The organism is Haladaptatus sp. (assembly GCF_049589095.1).
In the GTDB taxonomy this organism is placed as follows: Archaea; Halobacteriota; Halobacteria; order Halobacteriales; family Haladaptataceae; genus Haladaptatus.
Genome location: NZ_JBAWAC010000374.1, coordinates 1 through 6,449, shown reverse-complemented (window position 1 = coordinate 6,449; position 6,449 = coordinate 1). Strand labels below are relative to the sequence as shown.

Annotated in this window: 4 protein-coding genes and 1 pseudogene; 2 read left to right on the top strand and 3 right to left on the bottom strand. The window is 60.9% G+C overall.

Annotation, left to right across the window (positions count from 1 at the left end; genetic code table 11):
* Nucleotides 1-215: pseudogene (locus WBV42_RS11785) on the top strand (ATPase); the annotation flags it as partial.
* A 130-nt stretch (nt 216-345) separates the two neighbouring features.
* Here the strand turns inward: WBV42_RS11785 and argS are convergent.
* From argS to WBV42_RS11770, 3 genes are all read right to left on the bottom strand, one after another.
* Nucleotides 346-2,097: an arginine--tRNA ligase gene (argS, locus tag WBV42_RS11780; RefSeq protein WP_423986207.1), complete on the bottom strand. Its 1,752-nt coding sequence runs from the start codon at nt 2,095-2,097 to the stop codon at nt 346-348.
* Nucleotides 2,098-2,171: 74 nt separating this feature from the next.
* On the bottom strand, nt 2,172-2,519 hold the full coding sequence (locus tag WBV42_RS11775) for a hypothetical protein (protein ID WP_423986206.1): 348 nt from the start codon (nt 2,517-2,519) through the stop codon (nt 2,172-2,174).
* Between the two features lie 75 nt (nt 2,520-2,594).
* On the bottom strand, nt 2,595-4,469 hold the full coding sequence (locus WBV42_RS11770) for a twin-arginine translocase subunit TatC (RefSeq protein WP_423986205.1): 1,875 nt from the start codon (nt 4,467-4,469) through the stop codon (nt 2,595-2,597).
* A gap of 300 nt (nt 4,470-4,769) precedes the next feature.
* Between WBV42_RS11770 and WBV42_RS11765 the strand changes: the two genes are divergently transcribed.
* Complete coding sequence (locus WBV42_RS11765; RefSeq protein WP_423986204.1) at nt 4,770-5,567, top strand: hypothetical protein; 798 nt, start codon at nt 4,770-4,772, stop codon at nt 5,565-5,567.
* Nucleotides 5,568-6,449: the final 882 nt, after the last annotated feature.

The window sequence follows — 6,449 nt, the reverse complement described above, 5'->3', positions numbered from 1 at the left end:
ATACGTCGGAATCGACCACGACACCCGACACGGAAACGCCGACCGACCTTCCCGACGAAATCGTCGAAGCCGAACCCGAGGAGCGGAACGATGCGGACGAAATAGAGGCCGTCCCGTTTCAGGACGAACCCGTCCGTCCGGATCCGAACGACGACGTGGAGGGTGACGAGGAGACGGACGGACTGTTCGGCCGAATCGGTTCGGTGTTCCGGTAAACGGGCGCGTGATCTTCTCACCGCGAGCGGATGGACTGTTCTCGACTATCGACAAAAAGTGGTGTGACGCGGTTTCGAGCGGCTACTCCCCGGAGTCCCGCGAGCGAACGCGAGGGGGACTCGACGTGAGTTACATCGACTCCGGCGCTTCGATGCCGATAACGCCCAGCGCGTTCGCGATGGTGTGTCTCGCGGCGGCGACGAGTGCGAGACGGGCGTCCCGAACGTTCTCGTCCTCGGCCGTCAGGACCGGACATTCGCGGTAGAACGTGTTGAACGTCTCCGCGAACTCGCGGGTGTAGGTGGCGACTGCGTGGGGTTCCAGATCCTCGGCGGCCTCCTTGATGACGTGCGGGAAGCGCGCGATGACCTCGATGAGTTCCGCTTCCGATTCGGAATCGAGGATGGACGGGTCGATTTCCGCTGGAATTTCGCCTCCGGCCTCGTCGATGATGCCGCAACAGCGCGCGTGGACGTACTGGACGTACGGGGCGCTCTGGGCTTCGAAATCCAAGGCGCGCTCCCATTCGAACGTGATCGTCTTCGTGGGCTGTTTCGAGATGATGTCGTAGCGAACCGCGCCGATGCCGACCTGTCGGGCGATGCGGTCGATGTCGGCTTGGGTGAGGTCGTCGTCACGGATGCGGTCGTCCATGCGGTTCTCTACTTCCTCGCGGGCGCGTTTCTCTGCCTCGTCGAGCAGGTCGTCCATATCGACGCCGGTTCCTTTCCGGGTGCTCATCCCACCCTCGGGGAGGTTGACCCACGAGAAGTGGAACGTGGTCAGCTTGTCAGTGTCGTTGCCGAGGATTTCGAGCGCTTGGGCGAGTTGATCGGCCTGTAGCTTGTGGTCCTCCCCGACGACCGTCACAGCGCGGTCGTAGTTGTCGAGCTTCCACTCGTGGTGGGCCAAGTCGCGGGTCGTGTAGAGGCTGGTCCCGTCCGAGCGCAGGAAGACGAGGTTCTTCTCGAAGCCGAACTCGGAGAGGTCGAGTTGCCACGCCTCGTTCTCGTAGACGGCGTGTTCCGTCTCCTTCAGACGGGATACCACGTCGTCGGTGCTCCCGTCGAACATGAACCGCGTTTCCTTGACGAACTCGTCGAACTCGGCGGGAAGGCGATCCAGCGTCACGCACATACCCGAGAGGACGGTATCGACCACTTCGCTGATGCGCTCGTACGTCGCCTCGTCGTGCTCTTCGAGACCCTGCAAAATCGACGCGATCTCCGTTTCGGCCTCGTCGACGTCCTCCGGGTCCGCCTCTTCGAGGTAAGCGTTGCCCTTGCGGTAGTAGCGCACGAGATCGTAGTCGGCGCGCTCGCGCTCGGGTTTCGGCAGGTCTCCCTCGTCGAACGTCTCGTAGGCCCACGTGAACACCGCGATCTGGCGGCCCGCGTCGTTGACGTAGTAGTGACGGTCCACGTCGTTGCCCGCGAAATCCAGAATCCGGGCGATGGCGTCCCCGGTGATCGGGTTCCGCGCGCGGCCGACGTGCACCGGGCCGGTCGGGTTGGCGCTGGTGTGCTCGACCACGACGCTCTCGCCGGTCGGTTCGAGGCGGCCGTACTCGTCGTCCTGTGCCGTCTCGACCGTCTCGTCGTAGTAGGCTCGGCTCGGCAGGAAGTTGACGTACGGTCCTTGACCGACGGCGGCGGCGATGTGGTCGTAGCCGTCGACGTCGATTTCGTCCGCGATGTCGGCCGCGATTTTCGGTGGCGGTGCGCCGACCTCTCCGGCGAGTCGGAACGCCGCGCTCGAAGCGAGGACGGCGTCCACACCCTCCGGGGGCGTTTCGATTCCGAGGTCGTCAGTCGGAAGGTCGAGGCTAGAGAGTGCCGCGAGAAGGGCGTCCTCGACTTCTTCCCTGAACGTCAGGAACATACCCGTTCGTTTCTGGTGGGCCAGTAAATGGGTTTCTGTCTTCGTAGGTCCGACGACCTATCGTCGATTTCGGCTCACACCAAACTCCGAAGGACGATCTCGATACCCGCGAAAAGGCAGAGCAACAGGAGAATGACGGGAGTGATGACGATGAACCCCGGGTAGAACCCTTCGACTTCCGCTTTGTTGTCTCCCCGTATCAACGCCTCCGCGACGATCACGACCAGCACTATCGTCGGCAGAAAGAGGCCGAATCGCAACAGCAGGTACGTCGGTAGCACCGTCAGCATAAAATACGCGACCCACACGATCAGCAATCCTCGTGCCGACCCATTGGTCGTCCTCATCGAGTGGAGCATACCGACGACCGCGACGAGTGCCGAGAACAGCACCGCCGTGACCGCCGGTGGATAATTGCCCATCGGAACCATTTATCATCCCCAACGAGTTCATCGTACAAATGTGTTCGCAACATGAAACGAACACGTACGCCGTCTTCACGTCGTCACGACACGCATCAACCGGCTACCGAGTGAATTCAGCCACAGAACGGTCAACCCGACGCCGTACGCGACCATGATCGCCAGACCGATGAACAACATCAACAGTAGCCCACCCGGGAGCATGGCCGTGAGGACCAGCACGCCGATGGTGACCTCCCGCCACCGCCGCCGCATCGTTCGGTAGGGGACGACGTTTCCGTGATGGAACAACAGCATCGTCACCGGGATTTCGGCCAGCAGGCCGACGCCCGCGGTCAGCGCAAACACGAGCCAGAAGAACGCGCCCGTTCGGTAGGCGATTATCATGTCTGCCGCGTGTGCGTCCGCGACGAGATAGGAGATGACCACCGGCGCGACGTACCCGTAGCCGACGAGACTTCCGCCGAGGAATCCCACCGCCAACGCGGCCCCCCACAGCAGAAACACGTCGCGGTCGGCGCGAGCCTCGAACCGGGATTCGACCGCGGGCCACGCGTAGTACAGCACCATCGGGAGCACCGCAAGCGCCCCGGCGATGAAGCTCACCTTCATCTCGAACGCGAGCGCCTCGACTGGATGCAGGAGGACGATACGCAACGCCTCCGGGTTCACACCGGCCGGAAGCCGCGTCAGGAAATCCCGCTTTATCGCGCCGATACCGCCCCCGTAAAGGAACGTGAACGTCAGTCCGACGACGGCCATGAACACCGCCGCGACGTGGAACGATTTGCTCCGCAGACTCCCGAGGATGAACCTGATATCGTAGTAGTAACCGCCGATGTCCTCCTCGGTCGTCCCGTCCTCGGTGAACACCGACGCCATCCGGGATGCGGTCCCCTCGACTGCTGTAGTCAGCCCATCCTTCTCGCCGCTCGTCCCCTCGGTGCTCACTTCTTCGTCAGCCGATTCTCCATCGCCAGCCGATTCGTCGTCGATCGATTCCACGCTTCCCGCATCCTTCCCGTCGAACCGGTCGAGAATGGCTGCCGCTCGCTCGTGGTCTCCCTCATCGAGGGCGTCGTCCGCCAATTTCAGCGCTTCGTGTTCGGTGAGCGGCCCGAAGGCTTCGGATGGCGCGGCGCGAATCCCGGCGGCGTCGAGTTCCCCGAGGTCGAGTTCGACGGGACGCCCGAAGTCGCCACTCCGACTTCCCGCTCCACTCGTGACCAGCCGTGCACAGCCCAACCCGACGAAGTACAACGTCGTCATCGGAATCGCCACGAGCGACATGGAAAACGGGTCGGGCGACCCGTTCACCATCGAACTGAGGACGACGATGCCGAAGACCGCGTACCGCCAGCGGTTCCGTAGCAGGTCGTAGGAGACGATATCGGCGTACACCAACCCGCCCATGATCAGCGGCAGTTCGGCGGTCAGTCCTAACACCACCGTCAACAGGAGGACGAACTGCGTCCAATCCACGATGGAGTACGTCGGCTGAAACCCGGCCTGAATCGCGTTGTTCACGAGGAAATCGAACAGCAACGGGAGGAAGACGAGATAGGCGTAGGCCACACCCCCGAGGAACAAAACCACTGCCAACACGCCCACGAGAATTCGGGTTCGCCTCGTCCCCGGCAGGGGAACCGATTCCCCACGCTCACTGTGGCGGGTCCGATAGACGACGAACAGCGCCGCGAGTAGCCCCCCCACGATGAGGCCGAGTTTCCCCTGGAGGAGGACGACGTCGAACGGCGTCACCGCGACGATTATCGCCTTCGATTCCAGCAGTCGTCGCTCCAGTGCTGGCCATATCCAGTACCGAAGCGCGTAGAACGTCGTCAGAAACCCGGCGACGAAGACGACGAACGCGACCCGAAGCTCCGAGCGTACCCGCCGAAGCGCGATACCCACCACTCCCATCAGTCGATTGTATCCAGTTGCCCCCACGCAAATCTCCCCCCGCAGTCCCGGGCGTACTATCGTCTCGCGCAACTATCAACTTTGCTCGCAATCGCCGGACGGGTCGTCAGTTGCTCCGCATCGTCCAGCGAAGCATGTCCGCGAATTCCAGCGCCGACTCGTAGCGCTCGTCGGAGTCGGACACAGAGCGGTTCTCGAGCCCCCGAACTGGACTCCTTTCATTACGGCAATCGATTATCGATCTGTGACGGTTCCATCCTCAGACCCGCTTCATCTTTGACCGAACGTAGCGAATTAATAATATAGTTGGAAAATCAACTATTTCGCATGCATCTCCGCCCTCCTCGACTTCGGTCCCTCAGCGCCGTCCTCGGTCTCTTCATCGGATCAGCCATCGCCCTCTCCCTGCCGTGGTTGTGGCCCGACGCCCCGGCGAACGGCGTGGAAATCGGAATCCTGTTCACGCTTCTCGGGTGGGTCGCCGTCGAGCAATTCGCGGCGGAGATCGACCGGGCAGTGGTCGCCCGACGCCACTGGTTACTCGCCGTCGTCGGCGTGCTCCCGTTCGTCGCCCTGCTCGTCACGCGAGCGCTCACGGAGGGTACACCGAGCGGTGAGATCGTCCTGCGTGCGTCCCTCTTCGGGGTGGCCGCGTTCGTCGCGTTCGCCGCCTGTTCGTCACGGTACGCCACGATACGTCTTCGAACCGAATCGATTCGCGGGAACGTCGTCGGCGTCAAATCCCGCCTGTACGACCTGCCGCTCACGATGGTCTCGTCCGCTATCGGCCTGTTCGCCCTCCATCTCGTGCTCCCCGGGACGTTTTCCCTCGACTTCCTTTCGGGGTCGGTCGTCGGATCGCTCATCGGTGCGGTCATCGGCGCTGCACTGATCGGGAACCACACCGTCGAACTCGTCGCACTCGACGACGGCCTCGTCATCGCCTCGGACGGCCGTGTCGGCGGGAGCTTCGTCCCGTGGCGTCGAATCCGCGGCGTCCGCCTCGACGGCGACACGTTGCGGGTGACCCGCGGCCTCCCGTGGCCGATGGTGTACGAGGCCGACCTCTCGACGGCCGTCCATCCCGATACGGTGGTGCACGAGTTCCGGTCCCGCGTTCATTGAGACGATCAAGAGCCTGTATCACATCTTCCCACTGTCGTAGTCACGGTGATTTCGACCGACTACGAACCGCTATTTTTCTTCCTCAATGGTTCGGTCACGGGACAACAGAGGAAAAAACGTTTTATATTTTCATCCGAGAAGATAGAAGGGATATCTAGAATTATCCCATGAAAGTACGAGCATTATCCCTCCTACTACTGGTACTACTAGCAGGGTGTAACGGTGGACTTATCGCTAATAAACAACCAACAGACACGAAAGAACAGAAGCAGCAGCTACGATTCGTGGTTCAAAATGACGCATCATCGAACCAGACTATCGATCTGACGTTTCAATCAAAGGACGGAAAGACCGTACTCAACCGGTCAAAAACACTCAAGCCAGGAGAAACGTGGGTCGTTGCAACGTTCAACGTTTCCTCGCTGAATTCGCCGATGAACGTCACCGCTACGCTGCCGAAGCGAGGGTACACCACCGAGCTCGTTCCGATCCGGTCGACGGAGCGAGGGGCCCGCCTCCACACGATTACGGAAGATGGAATCGGTCTATACGAATGTGACTCAAATACGACGTGTTGGAAACAGGAAGCCAACAAACTCTAAAACTGTCTCCCATTCTCTCCGTCATAACTGCGGTTTCTATCGAGAGTGCCCAGAACGAGTGGTCGAAGGACACCAGAAGTAATACGAGCAGACAGATACTCTAGTTGTTCGAGAACGGAGATCTGCACACAGGTGTTGAAGGGTTTAATCGGATTATAAATGTCTGACATAACCCTCGCTCGGAACCGGAATCCTCCTTTGGGTTAGTTATGTATGCTCTCTGTGAACACGAGCGGGACAGCAGAGGAAAGAACGTTTTAGCCTCGAACGACATTCTCCC

What these genes read in the sequence shown, in the direction of transcription:
- argS (WP_423986207.1), bottom strand. Translation starts at nt 2,097, where the DNA reads ATGTTCCTGACGTTCAGGGAAGAAGTCGAGGACGCCCTTCTCGCGGCA.
- WBV42_RS11775 (WP_423986206.1), bottom strand. Translation starts at nt 2,519, where the DNA reads ATGGGCAATTATCCACCGGCGGTCACGGCGGTGCTGTTCTCGGCACTC.
- WBV42_RS11765 (WP_423986204.1), top strand. Translation starts at nt 4,770, where the DNA reads ATGCATCTCCGCCCTCCTCGACTTCGGTCCCTCAGCGCCGTCCTCGGT.